Raw genomic sequence first — 15,482 nt, 5'->3', positions numbered from 1 at the left:
CGGGCTGGCCGACCCGGTTGAAGACCGAGAAGCCGGCGGCGTGCGCCTTGGCGGCCGGGTCGGCCATCCACGGGTGGATGTCCGTCTCGATGGTGCCGGGGGAGACCGCGTTGACCGTGATCTGACGCGAGCCCAGGGTCTGGGCCAGGGTCAGGGTCAGCACCTCGACGGCGCCCTTGCTGGCCGCGTACGAGGTCATGCCCGGGAAGGCCACCTTGGTGACACCGGAGGAGATGTTGATGATGCGACCGCCGTCGCGCAGCCGCTCCAGGCCCTTCTGGATGATGAAGAAGGGGGCCTTGGCGTTGATCGCGAAGACCTTGTCGTAGTCCGCCTCGGAGACCTCGTGGATCAGGCCGGGACCGGCGATGCCGGCGTTGTTGACCAGGATGTCCAGACCCGTGGTGTCGGAGTGCCGGCCGATCTGCGCGTCGAAGTCCTGCCAGAGCGCCTCGGCGTCACCGGGAACACCCAGGGCGGAGCGGAAGGCGAAGGCACGGCCGCCCGCGGCCTCGATCGCGCCGACCGTCTCCTTCGCAGCCGCCTCGTCGCTGGAGTAGGTCAGCGCGACGAGCGCACCCTCCTTGCCCAGCCGCTGGGCGATGGCACGCCCGATGCCCCGGCTGCCACCGGTGACCAGAGCAGTCTTGTTCGTGAGGGCAGTCATTCAGGTACTCCCAATTCTCTTGTACAGGCACGGCCACTACAGATCGGGCCACAAGTGTGATGGTCCTCCCGTCCGCCCACCGGCCGTCCATCCGCGGGTAATCACCTGTCATCGCGCGTGAATTCAGCAATTACCCTCGGCGGTATGACTCAGCTTCCTGTTCTTGTTATCGGCGGCACCGGGAAGACCGGCCGCCGGGTCGTCCGACAGCTCACGGAACTCGGTATTCCGGTGCGTTCGGCGTCCCGCTCGGGCGAGACCCGCTTCGACTGGCTGGACGAGACCACCTGGGGCCCGGCCCTCGACGGGGTGGGCGGCGTGTACATCGTCCAGAACGACAGCTCCCCCCGGACCCGCGAACTGGCCCAGCACGCCGCGCGCAGCGGTGTGCAGCGCCTGGTCCTGCTCTCCGCGCGCGGGGTCGACACCCCCGGCTACTACGGGGAGGACCCGTCCACCAGCACGGGGTTCCTGGCGGGTGAGGCGGCGGTGCGCGAATCCGGCCTGGCCTGGACGGTGCTGCGGCCCGGCTGGTTCGCCCAGAACTTCGACGAGGGCATGTTCCGCGACGGCATCGTCGCGGGAGAACTGCGGCTGCCCGCCGGTGAGGCCGGGGCGACCTGGATCGACGTGGAGGACATCGCCGCCGTCGCGGTGGCCGCCCTGACCGAGGACGGTCACGCCGGGGAGACGTACGAACTCTCCGGCCCCCACCCGGTGACCCTGCCCGAGGTGCTCGCCCTGATCGGGGAGGCGACCGGCCGCACGGCCACGTACACCCCGCTCTCCACGGCCGAGTTCGTCGCGGAGCTCGTCGCGCAGGGCGTGCCCGCCGCGGACGCCGGGATCTGGGCCGCCGCGCTCCACCCGGTGGCCCAGGGGTTCGAGGCGAAGGTCTCCGACGGGGTGCGGCGGGCGCTGGGCCGCGAGGCGCGCGACTTCGCCGCGTTCGTCAAGGACGCGGCAGCCGCGGGCGCCTGGCGCGACTGACCGGCAGCGCGCCCGGCCGGGGAGCGCGCCCGGCCGGGGAGCGCGACCGGGCGCGAGGCCGGGCGGGGCGAGGCCGGGGTACGACCCGAGCGCTCGGCAACCGAAGTGCGCCCCCGCTCCCGAGCTCGGTCACTCGTTCGGTCGTCACGCCGTCCCACCCTTCTGGTACTGCCGCAGTGAATGCGTACACCTCGTCCCGATGGCCGGGTAGGCCCGCCGCAGGTCGCGATGATCACGGTAGGGGCCCCGCCGCAGTAAATCCGGTATCTACTGCGGTAGTTCTTCCGGTCTCCGCTGGGCGGCTGCGGTGAGCTGGGCGGCCAGATTCTTGAGCGCCTGCCGTAGTTCGTCGGGATGGTGGATGGTGAAGGGCCACTCCAGGGAGGCGAGCATGTGGGCCATGCCGTCCAGCCGTTCTGCCCGTGCGTGCATCAGGACGCCGATCGGCTGGGCGGTGAGGGTCACTGCTGAGCGGGGCAGCCGGCGGGCGATCTCATCGAGGGGGCCATGGATCGTCACCTCGACCTGCCAGCGGTAGGACCCCTGGGCGAGGGTCGAGGTCAGGTGGGCGACGGGGTCGAAGCCGTCGGGTGCGGTGAAGCTGTCGGTTCGGGAGGTGACGGAGGCGATGCGGTCGATGCGGAAGGTACGCAGGCTGTCGCGGAGGTGGTCGTGGCCGACGACGTACCAGCGGCCGGTGTGGAAGACCACCCCGTAGGGGTCGATGTCGCGTTCGGTGTGTTCCTGGCGCCAGGACCGGTGGCTGATACCGACGGTCGTGCGGGCGCGGGAGGCCTGGGCCAGTGCCAGCAGGACGCCGGTTCCGGGTGCCTGCCCGATCACGGCGTTGGCGGTGAAGGACAGGGTCTCCCGCATGGCGGCGAGCGGTTCGCGCAGGGCGTGCGGAAGCACCCGCTCGATCTTGGCCAGGGCACCGGCACTGGCCGGTGCCGCGGTGCCCATGCCCAGACGTTCCGCGGCGAGCAGGCCAAGAACGACTGCGAGGGCCTCGTCGTTGGTGAGGACCAGAGGTGGCATGCGGTAGCCGCGGGCCAGTCGGTAGCCGCCGTAGCGGCCGCGTTCGGCCTCCACGGGAATGCCCAGTTCCCGCAGGTGGGCGGTGTACCGGCGCACGGTGCGGACGTCGGTGTCCAGGCGGTCTGCCAGCTCCGCCCCGGTGAGTCGGGCGTTTGACTGGAGGAGTTCCAGCAGGGTCAGTACACGGGTCAGGGGATGCGACATGGATCACTCGGCATTTCAGGGCGGATTCTGTCCTGTATCGACTTTACGCTCCCCGCAGCACCTACTTCTGGGAGATCACATGGCCACCTTCGTACTCGTTCCCGGCGCCTGGCTCGGGGCGTGGGCCTGGGAAGACACCGCCCGCGCTCTGCGGGAGCGTGGTCACACGGCGCTGCCGCTGACACTGACCGCCCTGGCCGAGCACGCGGACCAGGGCGGACCCGAGACAGATCTGGACACGCACATCGCGGACATCACGGGATTCGTCGAGCGCAACGGTCTGCGCGACGTCACGCTGGTCGCCCACAGCTACGCGGCTGCCCCGGTGACCGGGGCAGCCGGACGTCTCGGCGACCGGCTGGAGCGTGTTATCTACGTGGACAGCGCCCCGTTTGCCGCGGGCATGTGCATGCTCGACCTCATGCCACCGCAGGCAGCGGACCAGCTGCGCCAGCAGGTCGACGCGTCTGGCGACGGGTGGAGGCTGCCGATGCCGCCCTTCGACGTCCTCGGCTTGTCCAGCAGCCTCGACGGGCTCGATGAGGGCCGGCTGGACGCTCTGCGCACGGGTGCCACCCCTCAGCCGTTCGGTACCTTCACCCAGCGCCTCGCCGGCCCGGCCGAGCCCGGTCCCGGTGTGGACCGTGTCCTGGTCGCGTGCCATGACTTCAAGGGGCTGCTGGACGCCGGGGTGCCGATGCTGGCCTACCTGAACCAGCCGCCGTGGCGGCGCTTCGACCTGCCCACCGGGCACTGGCCGATGCTGTCCGCGCCCACCGAACTCGCCCGCGTCCTCGACAAGGCCGTCTCCTGACCGCGCCGGCTGAGACGCACAGCCCGATGCTTGACCACGAGAGCGTCCGCCGACTGCGGGCCTGTGCGCAGGCCCTGGCCGACGGAGCACGGGAGACATCGGCCGAGGCGGTCGTCCGACGGGTCTTCGCCATCCAGGCCCAGGACGCCACAGCCTCCGACCTGGGCATCCGGGTACGCGGCCGGGACATCACCGCCCAGGCCATCCGCACGGCATACGAGAAAGAGCGGAGCATCGTCCGCAACTGGTACATGCGCGGCACCCTGCACACCATTCCCAGCGACGACGCCCGCTGGGTGTTGCGGTTGCTGTCCCCGCGGATTCTTGCCGCAACCAGCCGCCGCTACCAGCAGCTGGGCCTGGACGATGATCTGCGCCAGCGCGCCGACCATCTCATCCGGCGCGTTCTCGCCGCGCACGGCCCGCTCACCCGGTCCGAGCTGACCGAGCACCTCACCACCCTCGGCATCCCGCCGGACGGGCAGGCGCCTTTCCACCTGATCCGCCACGCGGCACTCACTGGCGTCCTCTGTCACGGTCCGCAGCGCGCCGGTGAGGCCACGTATGTCCTGCTCGACGACTGGCTGCCCACCACCGGGCGCTTCCGGTGGGAGGAAGGCGCTGCTCTCGCCGAGCTGGCCCATCGCTACCTTGCCGCGTATGCCCCCGCCACCTTGGAGGACTTCGCCGCCTGGTCCGGGCTGCCGGTCACCTGGGCCCGCAGGGCCTGGAAACCGCTGGCGGAATCCGGCGTGATCACCGAGTACGGCGGCTTGACCGTGCTCGCCGGACGGGTGGAGGAACTCCCGGGCCCGTCTGACACTCCAGACGTTCGCATGCTGCCCGCCTATGACAACTACCTGGTCGGCTACCGCACTCGCGAGATGTCCGTCCCCGCTCTCCACCAGGCCCACGTCTGGCCGGGAGGCGGCCTCATCCGGCCGACCGTCATCGCCGACGGCCTGGCCGTCGCCACCTGGAGCCGTGGCTCCGGCGCGCGCTCCATCCAGGTGGATGCGTTCGAACCTGTCCCCCCTCAGATCCAGCGGGAAGTCGACATGGAGAAAGACGCCGTCGTCCGCTTCCTGCGGCCCACCGCATAGCCGACCCGCATCCCGATCCAAAAAATAGGGCGGCCGCGTAGGCGAGAACGCTGGGTCAAGCGGCCTGACCGAGGCCGGCGGCGATCAGACTCTGCTCACGGAGCGGGGTGAAGTCGACGTCAAGCTTCGGGTCGTACGCTTCCGGCTGGATACCGAGTTCGTGCGTGCTGTATTCGCCGAACCGGTTGATGTGCTCGGTCGGGTAGGGCGAGATGTGGGCCAGGTCCTCGGGGCCGATCTCCCAGCCTTCGTCCAGCAGTTGGCGGATGATCTCGGCGATGTCCAGGGCGTTGTGGAAGATCACCATGTTCGTGAGCAGAGCGTTGAATCTCATCGCCTTCTCCTGCTCGACCGGGTCGTTGTCGGCGATGACGCCGCGGTTGCCGAAGCCGACCCACTGGGAGAACCGGTTGAACGACTCGACCTTGTTGGTCGCCGCGGTCACCCGCCGGCGAAGCGGCGCGTCCGAGAGGTAGCGCAGGAGCTGGACGGTGCGGATCACGCGGCCGGGCCCGCCGGGCCCCGGGCCGGCGGGCCCGGGGCCCGGCGTCGCCGCCCCCGCTCACCCCTCCCTCTGTCCCTCCTCCTCCGTCCCCCTCCTCGTCCGGGCGTCCAGGGCGGTTCAAGGCGCTCTACAGAGGCGCTGGCCAGGATGGAGTCCTCTCCGGTCTGGAAAGGACAAGTATGAGCATCGTCGAGGAAGCGCCGCTGACCCCTCCGGCGGCCGTGACCATGGGGTCGAGGGTGGCGGAGCTCGCGGAACTGCGCGAAGCGGTCATCGCCGGTCCCAGCGAGCGGGCGACGGAGGCACAGAAGAAGAAGGGCAAGCTGACCGTCCGCGAGCGGGTCGAACTCCTCTTCGACAAGGGCACCTTCACGGAGATGGAGGCGTTCCGCAGGCACCGCGCGACCGGTTTCGGCCTGGAGGACAAGAAGCCGCACAGCGACGGCGTCGTCACCGGCTGGGGACAGGTCAACGGCCGCCCCGTCTTCGCCTACGCCCACGACTTCCGCATCTTCGGCGGCGCGCTCGGCGAGGCCCACGCCCAGAAGATCCACAAGCTGATGGACCTCGCGGAGAAGGCCGGCGCGCCCATCGTCGGGCTCTGCGACGGCGCGGGCGCCCGTATCCAGGAAGGGGTCACCGCCCTCGCCGGGTACGGCGGCATCTTCCAGCGCAACGTCCGCAACTCCGGGGTCATCCCGCAGATCAGCGTGATCATGGGCCCCTGCGCGGGCGGCGCGGCCTACTCGCCCGCCCTCACCGACTTCGTCTTCATGGTGCGGGGCACCTCGCAGATGTTCATCACGGGGCCCGACGTGGTCGCGGCGGTCACCGGTGAACAGATCACCCAGGACGGACTGGGCGGCGCCGATGTGCACGCCTCCGTCTCCGGGGTGGCGCACTTCGCCTACGACGACGAGGAGCACTGCCTGGAGGACGTCCGCCACCTGCTCTCCTACCTCCCCTCCAACAACCGCGAGCTGCCCCCCGCCGAGGTCGCCGACGACCCGTCGGACCGGCGTACCGAACTCCTGCTGGACCTCGTTCCCGCCGACCCCAACCGCGCCTACGACATGCGCAAGGTCATCGAGGAGATCGCCGACCACGGGGACTTCTTCGAGGTCCACGAGCGGTGGGCGCCCAACATCATCTGCGCGCTGACCCGGCTGGGCGGCCAGGTCGTCGGCATCGTCGCCAACCAGCCGCAGAACATGGCCGGCGTCCTGGACATCGAGTCCTCCGAGAAGGCCGCGCGCTTCGTCCAGATGTGCGACGCCTTCAACATCCCGCTGGTCAGCCTCGTGGACGTGCCCGGCTTCCTGCCGGGCGTGGACCAGGAGCACAACGGCGTGATCCGGCACGGCGCGAAGCTGCTGTACGCGTACTGCAACGCGACCGTCCCGCGGATCTCGCTGGTCCTGCGCAAGGCGTACGGCGGCGCGTACATCGTGATGGACTCCCGCTCCATCGGTACGGACCTCGCGCTGGCCTGGCCGATCAACGAGATCGCGGTGATGGGCGCGGAGGGCGCGGCCAACGTCGTCTTCCGCCGGGAGATAGCCGCCTCCGACGACCCCGAGGGGACCCGGGCGGCGCGCATCGAGGAGTACCGCGACGAACTGATGCACCCCTACTACGCGGCCGAACGCGGCCTGGTCGACGACGTCATCGACCCGGCGGAGACCCGCTCGGCACTGATCGGCGCGCTGGAGGTGCTGCGCTGCAAGCACGCGCCGCTGCCCAGCCGCAAACACGGCAACCAGCCCCAGTGACGGAGGACCTGATGGCGGTACGAGCGCTGCCCACGGAACAAGACACCACGCTGACCTCGCAGAACACCGCGCTGACCTCGCAGATCCTGGCGGCGCAGGCGTGGCGCATCACCAGTGGCTCGCCCGGTGTGGAGGAGGTCGCCGCGGTGGCGGTCGCGCTCTCGGCGGTACTGGCCGCACGCGCCGCCGAGGCGGTCCGCGAGGCGGAGGAGGAGCAGGCCCGCGCGTCGGCCCGCTGGATGCCCGCCGCGGCCCGCCGCCGCGCGGCCACCTCCTGGGCGGCCGGCGGCGCCCAGCCGAGCTGGCGCAACACGGCCTGAACCGCCGCCCGGGCCCCAACCGCCGTACGGAACCCCCGTACGGGTACGGAACGGCAACCCGGCCCGGAACCCCTGACGCGCCACGGAAGCCCCCCGGCCCCGGCCCCACCGCCACGGACGGCGGGCCCGGGGCCCACAGGCTTCCCCGACGGCGGCGTGGCCCGTCAGGAACGGGCCGCGCCGGCCACCGCACCCGCCACCCGCTCCGCCGCCGGCTTCCGGGGTGCCCGTCCGGGTGTCGGGGGTTTTGCGTTCCGGTGGCGGGCCAGGGCCAGGGCCGGGACCGTCACCCCGATCAGGGCGAGGGCGGCGTAGGACATCGAGTCCACCGGCGGGGCCGGCGGGTTGACGAACCCGTTGAGGTACACCCAGGCCATCGCGAGCGCCCCGAGCACCGACGCGGCCAGCGCGAACGGACGCACGGTGCGCTCACGCACCATCAGCACCACATGGGCCGCGCAGATCAGCACGTACGGGAAGACCCACAGGTAGACGATGAGCGTCGCCAGCGCCGCGTACACGGCGGGCAGCGACTGCGGGGAGACGGTCACCGCCACCGCCAGCACCACGAAACCGGTGACCGACAGGGCGAGCACCGCCGTGGCCGGGGAGCCGTACCGGGGGTGCGGGCGCCCCACCCGGCGCGGCAGCAGCCGTCCTCGGCGAGGGTCGCCACGAACCGCGAACCGAAGTTGACGAAGCCGATCAGCCCCGCGAAGGTGGCGACGGCCAGCACCAGGTCGGTGGTGCTCGCGAAGGTCCCGCCCAGCCCGGAGTTCAGCGCCAGCGCCGCCGCCGGGGACATGCCCGCCGCGAGCCGGTCCGCCGACGCGAGGAGCCCCGGCACCTGGACGACGGTCGCCACCAGGTAGACCACCCCGAGCAGCACCGGGATGCCCAGCACCGCGAAGGGCACGTCGCGCCGGGGCTCCCCGGTCTCCAGCGCCAGCGCCGCGCAGCTCTCGAAGCCCATCAGGAACGCCGCCCCGGCCGCCATGCCCTGGAAGACCCCGCTGAAGGAGGAGGGGGAACAGTGAGGGAGTGGCGGGAAGGAGCGAGCGGATTCTGGCCACCTCCGCTCACGGCACGGTCACCGCGCACTCACCCCGCACCCACCGCCCGTCCAGGGCGGGCCGTCTGGACCGTGCTTCCGCCATCTCTCCAGCGACGGTCCAGCGTTCCGGCCGACGCTGGAGTCCGAGTCGTCAGAACATCGAATCAGAACGTCGAAGGGGAGAAGAAGACATGGCCAGTGACTGGTTCCGGCGGTTCGGCCCGGCATCCGAGGGTGAGACGCGTCTGCTGTGCTTCCCGCACGCGGGCGGCGCCGCCAGCGCCTTCCTGGCCCTGTCGCAGGAGCTGACACCGGAGTTCGACGTCCGCTCCGTCCAGTATCCGGGGCGCCAGGACCGCCGGATGGAACCGGCGCTCGACGACATCGGCCGGCTCGTCACCGCGCTCGCCGACGCGCTCGCCCCCGAACTGGGGCCCGGGGGCGACGGGCGCCCGTACGCCTTCTTCGGGCACAGCATGGGCGCGGTCCTCGCGTACGAGCTCGCGCGCGAGCTGGCCCGGCGCGAGCTGCCCGGCCCCGGACGGCTCTTCCTCTCCGGGCGTTTCGCGCCCACCCCGCAGGGCAGCGCCAGCGACCGGCTCGACACCGACGCCAAGGTCATCGCCATGATCCGCAGGCTCGGCGGGACCGTCGGACGCGTCTTCGACGACCCCGACCTGCTGGAGATGGTGATGCCGCCGCTGCGCGCCGACTACCGGGCCATCGGCTCGTACGCCTGGCGCCCCGGACACCCGCTCGACGTCCCGTTCACCGTGCTCGTCGGCGACCACGACCCCGTCGTCCCCGTCGCGGAAGCCGCCGCCTGGGACCGGCACACCACCGCCGGCAGCGAGATCCGGGTCCTGCCCGGCGGGCACTTCTACCTCGACCACAGCGTTCCCCAGGTGGCCGACATCGTCCGCGGCGCGCTGCGCCGGGCGGGCGCCGAAGCGCTGGGCGCCGTCTGATGCCGACCACCGCCCGCGGCGCCCCCGCCCCGACCCCCACCCCGTCCCTCGCTCCCGCGACCCCCGCCCCCGGGACGCTCTTCGCCATCAGCGACCTGCACGTGCGCCACGACGAGAACAAGAAGGTCGTCGACGGCCTGTGGCCGGACTCCGAGCACGACTGGCTGCTGCTCGCCGGTGACGTCAGCGAGTCCGTCGAGGAGTTCGAGTGGACGCTGCGGCTGCTGCGCGACCGCTTCGCCCGCGTCGTCTGGGCGCCGGGCAACCACGAGCTGTGGACCACCCCGGGCGATCCGGTCCAACTGCGCGGCGAGGCCCGTTACCGCCACCTCGTCGCCCTCTGCCGCACCCTGGGCGTCACCACCCCCGAGGACCCGTACCCGGTGTGGGAGGGGGCGGGCGGCCCCGCCGTCGTCGCCCCGCTCTTCCTGCTCTACGACTACAGCTACCGGCCCGCCGGGGCCCGGACCCGCCAGGAGGCCCTGGAGATCGCCGACCGGGCCGGGGTCGTGTGCACCGACGAGTTCTACCTGCACCCCGACCCCTACCCCAGCCGCGAGGCATGGTCGCGGGCGCGCGTCGAGGAGACCGTGGCCCGGCTCGCCGCGATCCCGGACGGGATGCCCACCGTCCTCGTCAACCACTACCCGCTGGTCCGCGAACCCACCAGGATCCTGCGCTTCCCCGAGTTCGCCCTGTGGTGCGGCACCGAGGCCACCGAGGACTGGCCCGTCCGCTTCCGCGCGGCGGCCGTCGTCTACGGTCATCTGCACATCCCCCGGCTGATCCGGCGCGACGGGGTCGCCCACCACGAGGTCTCCCTCGGCTACCCGAGGGAGTGGAAGCAGCGCGCCGGGGCCCCGGCCGGGCTCGTACGGATTCTCGCGGAGCACACATGATCGAGGAACTGCTGGAGCCGGGTACGGCCGCGGTGGAGTCCTTCGGGGACGAACCGGGGGCCGTCGCCGAACTCCACCCCGAGGAGGCCCGGCTGGTCGCCACCGCCGAGGAGGGCCGCCGCCGGGAGTTCGCCACCGTACGCCGCTGCGCCCGTACGGCCCTGGCCACTCTGGGCGCCGACCCCGGGCCGGTGCTGCGCGACCCGAAGGGCGCCCCGGTCTGGCCCGCCGGGTTCACCGGCGCCATGACCCACTGCCAGGGCTACCGCGCCGCCGTCGTGGCGACCTCGGCCGAGGTCGCGGCGCTCGGCATCGACGCCGAGCCCAACCTCCCGCTGAGCAATCCCGGGGTGGCGGCCCTGGTCACCGTCGACGAGGAGCGCGCCTGGCTCCCCGGGCTCCGCGCGCGCCGCCCCGAGATCCACTGGGAGCGGCTGGTCTTCAGCGCCAAGGAGAGCGTCTACAAGGTCTGGTACCCGCTCACCGGCCGCTGGCTGGACTTCCAGGACGCGGTGATCACCGTCGACCCGGCCTGGTCCACCTTCCGGGCCCGGCTGCTGGTACCGGCCCCGGTGGTGGCGGCCGGGGTCCGGCTCGACTCCCTCACCGGCTCGTACCTGGTCCGCGACGGGCTGATCGTCACCGCGATCACGGTCGGCCGCCGGCGCGGTACGCGGACGTGACGCGGGGCGCGTGAGGTGGGACGGGGGCGCGGGACGGGGGATACGGGACGGGGATGCGTGATGCGTGATGCGGGATACGTGATACGTGACGCGGGCGCGGTCGGGCGGTGAGTGGGCGCGCGATGACCGGACGGTGATCGGGCGGTGATCGACCCGGAAGACAATCGGGTGCCGCCCTGCCGAGACAGGCCGGGACCCGGCGGCCCGGGACGTACGACGGGCCGACGTCGGGCCAGGGAATCCAGGGAATCCGAAGAAGAGGAACCGACAGGATGCCGTCGACACCCACCGGAGCCACCGGAACCGCACCGGCCACCTCGACACCGGACGCCTGGCTCGGCGCGCTGGAGGAGCAGGTCCGGCGCCGCGACCCGGGCGAGCCGGAGTTCCACCAGGCCGTACGGGAAGTCCTGGAGACCCTCGGCCCGGTCCTCGCCGCCCGTCCGGAACTGCGCGAGGCCAGGATCGCCGAGCGGCTGGTCGAGCCCGAGCGGCAGATCATCTTCCGGGTGCCGTGGCAGGACGACCGGGGCCGGACCCTGGTCAACCGCGGTTACCGCGTCGAGTTCAACAGCGCGCTCGGCCCCTACAAGGGCGGCCTGCGCTTCCACCCGTCGGTGAACCTGGGCATCGTCAAGTTCCTCGGCTTCGAGCAGATCTTCAAGAACGCGCTGACGGGGCTCGGCATCGGCGGCGGCAAGGGCGGCAGCGACTTCGACCCGCGCGGGCGCTCCGACGCCGAGGTCATGCGGTTCTGCCAGTCGTTCATGACCGAGCTCTACCGTCACCTGGGCGAGCACACCGACGTACCGGCCGGTGACATCGGGGTCGGCGGGCGCGAGATCGGCTACCTCTTCGGCCAGTACCGGCGCATCACCAACCGCTGGGAGGCCGGGGTGCTGACCGGCAAGGGCACCGGCTGGGGCGGCTCCCACGCCCGGACCGAGGCCACCGGCTACGGCAACGTCCTGTTCACCTCGGCGATGCTGGAGAAGCGCGGCGAGGAACTGGCGGGGCAGCGCGTCACCGTCTCGGGTTCGGGCAACGTCGCCCTCTACACGGTCCAGAAGGCGCAGATGCTGGGCGCGCACGTGCTGACCGTGTCGGACTCCGGCGGCTACGTCGTGGACGAGAAGGGCCTCGACCTCGCACTGCTCAAGCAGATCAAGGAGGTCGAGCGGGGCCGGGTCAGCACGTACGCGGAGCGGCGCGGCAGCTCGGCCCGCTACGTCACCGGCGGCAGCGTGTGGGACGTACCGGCCGATGTGGCCCTGCCCTCGGCCACGCAGAACGAACTCACCGAGGCGGACGCCGTCACCCTGGTCCGCAACGGGGTCAGGGCCGTCTCCGAGGGCGCCAACATGCCCACCACCCCGGGCGCGGTCCGGGTCCTGCGCGAGGCGGGCGTCGCGTTCGGCCCCGCCAAGGCGGCGAACGCGGGCGGTGTGGCCACCAGTGCCCTGGAGATGAGCCAGAACGCGGGCCGGGCGTCCTGGCCGTTCACCTGGGTCGAGGAGGAGCTGACGCGGGTCATGCGCGGCATCCACAACACGGCCTACGAGACGGCGGAACGGTACGGCCGCCCCGGCGACTACGTCGCGGGCGCCAACATCGCGGGCTTCGAACGCGTCGCCGACGCCATGCTCGCCCAGGGCCTGATCTGAGGCCCTGATCTGAGGCCCTGGTCCGGGCTACCGGGGTCCCGGCGCCCGGGTGCCGGGGGCGCGGCGCGCCACCGGGCGGGGCGGCGGCAGGGCCGTGAGACCCGGGCAGGTGGTGGTCCCGGGACCCGGCGCCCGGGACCCGGCCGTGGGCCCCGGCCGTGGGTCGCCCCGTCGCTCAGGTGGTGGAGGTCAGGAACTGCGTCGCCGCCAGCTCCCCGTACAGGGTGTCACCGGCCACCAGTTCGGCGTGGGTGCCCACCGCGCGGACCCTGCCCGCCTCCATGACCACGATCCGGTCGGCGAGCGTCACCGTCGAGAGCCGGTGCGCCACCACCAGCACCGTCACCTCGCGCGCCACCTCCGCGACCACGTCCCGCAGGGCCAGCTCGTTGACCGCGTCGAGTTGCGAGGTCGCTTCGTCGAGCAGCAGCAGCCGGGGCCCGCGCAGCAGGGCCCGCGCGATGGCGACGCGCTGGCGTTCGCCGCCCGACAGCGTGGAACCGCGGTGCCCGACGACGGTGTCGAGGCCGTCCGGCAACCGGTCCACGAGCGCGTCCAGCCGGGTCCGTACCAGCACCTCGCGGATCTGCTCCCGCGTCGCGTCCGGTGTGGCGAAGAGCAGGTTCTCCCGCAGCGTGCCCGCCAGTACCGGAGCGTCCTGCTCGACGTATCCGATGCAGGCGCGCAGCTCGTCCAGCGGCCAGTCCCGTACGTCCTTGCCGTCGACCAGTATCCGGCCGCCGGTCGCGTCGTAGAACCGCTCGATCAGCCCGAACACCGTTGTCTTGCCCGCGCCTGACGGGCCGACGAACGCCGTCATCCCGGCACCGGGCACCTCGAAGGACACGCCGTGGTGGACGAACGGCTGACCGTCGCGGTAGCGGAAGGTGACGTCCTCGAACACGAGGGACGCGGGCCCGGCGACGGCCGTACCCCGCGTAGCCGTAGCCGTAGCCGTAGCCCCGGCCTGGGCTCCGGCCAGGGCTTGGGCGGCGGCCGGCCGCGGCTCGGTCTCCAGCCGCTCCGCCTCCTCGATCCGCGCGATGGCCGCGGCCCCGACCTGGTACTGGGTGACCGCCTCCACCAGCTTGCTCACCGGGTCGATCAGGTAGAAGAGGTACAGCAGGAAGGCCACGAGCGTGGCCACCGAGATAGCGCCCGACGCCACCCGGGCGCCGCCGACCCCCAGCACCGCCAGGAACGACACCTGCACGGCCAGCCCGACCGAAGACGAGGCGACCGACTGCCACTTCGCCGACGTCAGCCCGTGCCGCCACGCCTGCGTCGCGGCCGCGTCGATGACCGCGGCCTCACGGTCCTCGGCGCCCGAGGACTTGACCGTGCGGAACGCCCCGAAGGCCCGCTCCAGCCGGGTGGATATCTCGCCGACCGCCTCCTGGGAGCGCTTGGCCGCCTGCGAGATCTTCGGCATGACGAGCGCGACGGAGGCGGAGATCACCACGATCACACCGAGGGTCACGCCGAGCAGGACCGGGTCCATCACCGCCATCATCACGATCGTGGCGAGGAATCCGAGCCCGCCGATGGCCGCCGAGACGATCGAGTTGGTCGTGACCGCGCGCAGCAAGGTGGTGTCCGAGGTGATCCGCGACATCAGGTCGCCCGGCCGGCTCCGTTCCATCTCCGGCAGCCGCAGCCGCAGCAGCCGCCCGATCAGAGTGCGGCGCGCGGCGAGCACCACGGACTCGGCGGTGCGCTCCAGGACGTACGCGCCGACCGCCTCGATCACCGTGCCGAGCACCACCAGCACGGTGAGGGTCACCAGGATCGCGGTGACCGGCTCCTGCTGCCCGAGCCGTTCGACCAGCGCCTTGGCGGCCAGGGGCTGGGTGATGCCGGTCGCGGCGCCGATCAGGGCGAGGAAGCCGCCGAACGCGACCGTCCAGCGGTGCGGGCGGAAATGCCGGTACAGGGCCCGCCAGGTATCGCGGGCGGACAGCTCGGGAGTCGTGGTCTGCGCAAGGGTCACCTCCACAAGGACGCACAACCCGGCATCCCCGTTGAGCACGGAGCCGGCCCGCATGGCCCGCATGGCCCGCATGGCCCGTGCGGGCCATGCGGCCCTCGCGACCGTCCAGCTCCGCGTGGCACCATCTCGCGACAATCTGGCACCGTCACTTCGTACCGCCTCTGACCTGCAAGAATAAGTCAACCTTCCACCCGGCAGCCCATCCTTGCGCCATAAGTTGGCCCTTGGGGCTTGTTGATGACACCACAGTGGTGCCATAGTGGCGTCATGGACCTCACGCCGTACATCGAAACGCTCCGCAGGGAACTGGCGGTGGCCGCCGAAGCCGGGGGCGACGAAGCCCGCGAGCTCGCCGAGCGGCTGACCGCGCCGCTGGAGTCGGCCACCCGCCTGACCCTGCTCAACGTGCTGTCCGCCGCCATGGACGAGATCACCCGTGAACTCGCCCCCGGCTCGGTCGACGTACGGCTGCGTGGCATCGACCCCGACTTCGTGGTGGTGCTGCCGCAGCGCGAGGACCGGACCGGACCGCTCGACGCACCGGCACCCGCACCACTGCCCGCCCCGGCTTCGACCCCGGCCCCGGTCCTCGCCGACGCGGACGAGGGCGGCACCGCCCGCGTCAACCTGCGTCTGCCGGCGCACCTCAAGGCGCGCGCCGAGGAGGCCGCGGGCAACGAGGGCCTGTCGGTCAACGCGTGGCTGGTGCGGGCCGTGTCGGCCGCGGTCGACGGCGGCACACGGCCGCGCGCGACGGAGCGGGCCCACACCATCGGCCAGAGCTTCACGGGCTGGGTGCGCTAGACCCTGC

Annotated in this window: 15 protein-coding genes and 1 pseudogene; 10 read left to right on the top strand and 6 right to left on the bottom strand. The window is 72.0% G+C overall.

Annotation, left to right across the window (positions count from 1 at the left end; genetic code table 11):
- On the bottom strand, positions 1-667 hold a 667-nt coding region (locus ACIA5F_RS27550; protein WP_399357513.1), incomplete at its 3' end, for an SDR family NAD(P)-dependent oxidoreductase.
- Between the two features lie 144 nt (positions 668-811).
- Between ACIA5F_RS27550 and ACIA5F_RS27545 the strand changes: the two genes are divergently transcribed.
- Entirely contained in the window at positions 812-1,657 is an 846-nt protein-coding gene (locus ACIA5F_RS27545; RefSeq protein WP_399357511.1) for an NAD(P)H-binding protein, read from the top strand.
- A 267-nt stretch (positions 1,658-1,924) separates the two neighbouring features.
- Here the strand turns inward: ACIA5F_RS27545 and ACIA5F_RS27540 are convergent, their stop codons facing one another.
- Positions 1,925-2,899 carry a helix-turn-helix transcriptional regulator gene (locus tag ACIA5F_RS27540; protein ID WP_399357509.1) on the bottom strand — a complete coding sequence of 325 codons (975 nt, stop codon included), beginning with the start codon at positions 2,897-2,899 and terminating at the stop codon, positions 1,925-1,927.
- Between the two features lie 79 nt (positions 2,900-2,978).
- Here ACIA5F_RS27540 and ACIA5F_RS27535 point away from each other — a divergent pair, with 79 nt between their 5' ends.
- Both ACIA5F_RS27535 and ACIA5F_RS27530 read left to right on the top strand, forming a co-directional pair.
- On the top strand, positions 2,979-3,713 hold the full coding sequence (locus ACIA5F_RS27535; RefSeq protein WP_399357507.1) for an alpha/beta fold hydrolase: 735 nt from the start codon (positions 2,979-2,981) through the stop codon (positions 3,711-3,713).
- Between the two features lie 26 nt (positions 3,714-3,739).
- Positions 3,740-4,816 carry a winged helix DNA-binding domain-containing protein gene (locus tag ACIA5F_RS27530; RefSeq protein WP_399357505.1) on the top strand — a complete coding sequence of 359 codons (1,077 nt, stop codon included), beginning with the start codon at positions 3,740-3,742 and terminating at the stop codon, positions 4,814-4,816.
- Between the two features lie 55 nt (positions 4,817-4,871).
- Here ACIA5F_RS27530 and ACIA5F_RS27525 read toward each other — a convergent pair whose 3' ends face one another.
- Entirely contained in the window at positions 4,872-5,318 is a 447-nt protein-coding gene (locus ACIA5F_RS27525) for a Tn3 family transposase (protein WP_399357503.1), read from the bottom strand.
- 182 nt (positions 5,319-5,500) lie between these two features.
- Here ACIA5F_RS27525 and ACIA5F_RS27520 point away from each other — a divergent pair, with 182 nt between their 5' ends.
- Both ACIA5F_RS27520 and ACIA5F_RS27515 read left to right on the top strand, forming a co-directional pair.
- Complete coding sequence (locus ACIA5F_RS27520) at positions 5,501-7,093, top strand: acyl-CoA carboxylase subunit beta (protein ID WP_399357501.1); 1,593 nt, start codon at positions 5,501-5,503, stop codon at positions 7,091-7,093.
- 11 nt (positions 7,094-7,104) lie between these two features.
- Positions 7,105-7,413, top strand: coding sequence for a hypothetical protein (locus ACIA5F_RS27515; protein ID WP_399357499.1), 309 nt, complete (start codon positions 7,105-7,107; stop codon positions 7,411-7,413).
- 164 nt (positions 7,414-7,577) lie between these two features.
- Here the strand turns inward: ACIA5F_RS27515 and ACIA5F_RS27510 are convergent, their stop codons facing one another.
- Both ACIA5F_RS27510 and ACIA5F_RS27505 read right to left on the bottom strand, forming a co-directional pair.
- Positions 7,578-8,051 carry a hypothetical protein gene (locus tag ACIA5F_RS27510; RefSeq protein WP_399357497.1) on the bottom strand — a complete coding sequence of 158 codons (474 nt, stop codon included), beginning with the start codon at positions 8,049-8,051 and terminating at the stop codon, positions 7,578-7,580.
- Positions 7,961-8,431, bottom strand: a pseudogene (locus ACIA5F_RS27505) (hypothetical protein); the annotation flags it as partial. The pseudogene ACIA5F_RS27505 and the gene ACIA5F_RS27510, both read right to left, overlap by 91 nt.
- 227 nt (positions 8,432-8,658) lie before the next feature.
- On the opposite strand from ACIA5F_RS27505, the gene ACIA5F_RS27500 reads away from it, so the two are divergent.
- The 4 genes from ACIA5F_RS27500 (at position 8,659) to gdhA (ending at position 12,681) form a co-directional block, all read left to right on the top strand.
- On the top strand, positions 8,659-9,435 hold the full coding sequence (locus ACIA5F_RS27500; RefSeq protein WP_399357496.1) for a thioesterase II family protein: 777 nt from the start codon (positions 8,659-8,661) through the stop codon (positions 9,433-9,435).
- Positions 9,435-10,334, top strand: coding sequence for a metallophosphoesterase family protein (locus ACIA5F_RS27495; protein WP_399357494.1), 900 nt, complete (start codon positions 9,435-9,437; stop codon positions 10,332-10,334). Before ACIA5F_RS27500 ends, ACIA5F_RS27495 begins: the two co-directional genes overlap by 1 nt.
- A complete protein-coding gene (locus ACIA5F_RS27490) occupies positions 10,331-11,017 on the top strand; it encodes a 4'-phosphopantetheinyl transferase (RefSeq protein ID WP_399357492.1) in 687 nt (228 codons plus the stop codon). Before ACIA5F_RS27495 ends, ACIA5F_RS27490 begins: the two co-directional genes overlap by 4 nt.
- A gap of 272 nt (positions 11,018-11,289) precedes the next feature.
- On the top strand, positions 11,290-12,681 hold the full coding sequence (gene gdhA / locus ACIA5F_RS27485) for an NADP-specific glutamate dehydrogenase (protein WP_399357490.1): 1,392 nt from the start codon (positions 11,290-11,292) through the stop codon (positions 12,679-12,681).
- A 175-nt stretch (positions 12,682-12,856) separates the two neighbouring features.
- Here the strand turns inward: gdhA and ACIA5F_RS27480 are convergent, their stop codons facing one another.
- On the bottom strand, positions 12,857-14,671 hold the full coding sequence (locus tag ACIA5F_RS27480; protein ID WP_399357488.1) for an ABC transporter ATP-binding protein: 1,815 nt from the start codon (positions 14,669-14,671) through the stop codon (positions 12,857-12,859).
- A gap of 267 nt (positions 14,672-14,938) precedes the next feature.
- Between ACIA5F_RS27480 and ACIA5F_RS27475 the strand changes: the two genes are divergently transcribed.
- Positions 14,939-15,475 (top strand): hypothetical protein, encoded by a 537-nt coding sequence (locus ACIA5F_RS27475; RefSeq protein ID WP_399357486.1) that lies wholly within the window; start codon positions 14,939-14,941, stop codon positions 15,473-15,475.
- The last annotated feature ends 7 nt before the right edge of the window (positions 15,476-15,482 follow it).

This window comes from Streptomyces sp. NPDC051567 (assembly GCF_044454165.1).
Taxonomy (GTDB): domain Bacteria; phylum Actinomycetota; class Actinomycetes; order Streptomycetales; family Streptomycetaceae; genus Streptomyces.
This window is presented reverse-complemented; position numbering and strand designations above follow the sequence as displayed.

Bases quoted from the DNA above. Each gene is read 5' to 3' on its own strand.
- ACIA5F_RS27545 (WP_399357511.1), top strand. From the start codon at position 812: ATGACTCAGCTTCCTGTTCTTGTTATCGGCGGCACCGGGAAGACCGGC.
- ACIA5F_RS27540 (WP_399357509.1), bottom strand. From the start codon at position 2,899: ATGTCGCATCCCCTGACCCGTGTACTGACCCTGCTGGAACTCCTCCAG.
- ACIA5F_RS27535 (WP_399357507.1), top strand. From the start codon at position 2,979: ATGGCCACCTTCGTACTCGTTCCCGGCGCCTGGCTCGGGGCGTGGGCC.
- ACIA5F_RS27530 (WP_399357505.1), top strand. From the start codon at position 3,740: ATGCTTGACCACGAGAGCGTCCGCCGACTGCGGGCCTGTGCGCAGGCC.
- ACIA5F_RS27520 (WP_399357501.1), top strand. From the start codon at position 5,501: ATGAGCATCGTCGAGGAAGCGCCGCTGACCCCTCCGGCGGCCGTGACC.
- ACIA5F_RS27515 (WP_399357499.1), top strand. From the start codon at position 7,105: ATGGCGGTACGAGCGCTGCCCACGGAACAAGACACCACGCTGACCTCG.
- ACIA5F_RS27500 (WP_399357496.1), top strand. From the start codon at position 8,659: ATGGCCAGTGACTGGTTCCGGCGGTTCGGCCCGGCATCCGAGGGTGAG.
- ACIA5F_RS27495 (WP_399357494.1), top strand. From the start codon at position 9,435: ATGCCGACCACCGCCCGCGGCGCCCCCGCCCCGACCCCCACCCCGTCC.
- ACIA5F_RS27490 (WP_399357492.1), top strand. From the start codon at position 10,331: ATGATCGAGGAACTGCTGGAGCCGGGTACGGCCGCGGTGGAGTCCTTC.
- gdhA (WP_399357490.1), top strand. From the start codon at position 11,290: ATGCCGTCGACACCCACCGGAGCCACCGGAACCGCACCGGCCACCTCG.
- ACIA5F_RS27475 (WP_399357486.1), top strand. From the start codon at position 14,939: ATGGACCTCACGCCGTACATCGAAACGCTCCGCAGGGAACTGGCGGTG.